Source organism: Mesorhizobium sp. M8A.F.Ca.ET.207.01.1.1, from assembly GCF_004794715.1.
Taxonomy (GTDB): Bacteria; Pseudomonadota; Alphaproteobacteria; order Rhizobiales; family Rhizobiaceae; genus Mesorhizobium.
In genome coordinates, this window is record NZ_SRUS01000339.1 from 1 (window position 1) to 327 (window position 327).

General features: G+C 64.2%; 1 protein-coding gene. It reads left to right on the plus strand.

Annotated elements, in window-relative coordinates; all coding sequences use genetic code 11:
- Positions 1-67: 67 nt before the first annotated feature.
- On the plus strand, positions 68-277 hold the full coding sequence (locus tag EN850_RS34820; RefSeq protein ID WP_136093019.1) for a DUF1656 domain-containing protein: 210 nt from the start codon (positions 68-70) through the stop codon (positions 275-277).
- Positions 278-327 lie beyond the last annotated feature (50 nt).

Sequence of the window (327 nt, forward strand, 5' to 3'; positions counted from 1 at the left end):
AGCGGCGTTTGCCCGTTGTCGTTGTTCTGTTGTCCCTCCCCCCCCCTCCTCGCCCCCGCCCCTACCGATGCCCTGTGAATTCAGTCTCCACGGAGTGTTCGTCCCGACCCTGCTCGGGTTGATGCTGTTGGCCTATCTGGTCAACAGCGGCCTGCACGCGCTGCTGCAGCGTGCCGGCGCCTACCGCCATGTCTGGCACCCGGCGCTGTTCAACCTGGCGCTGTACGGGATCGTGCTTGGCCTGCTGTTCCACCTCCTGCGTTGGATGCAATCGTGAACAAGATCGTGAAGAAGACCCTGCCGGTGCTGCTCACCAGCGCAGCCGTG

What these genes read in the sequence shown, in the direction of transcription:
- EN850_RS34820 (WP_136093019.1), top strand. Translation starts at nt 68, where the DNA reads ATGCCCTGTGAATTCAGTCTCCACGGAGTGTTCGTCCCGACCCTGCTC.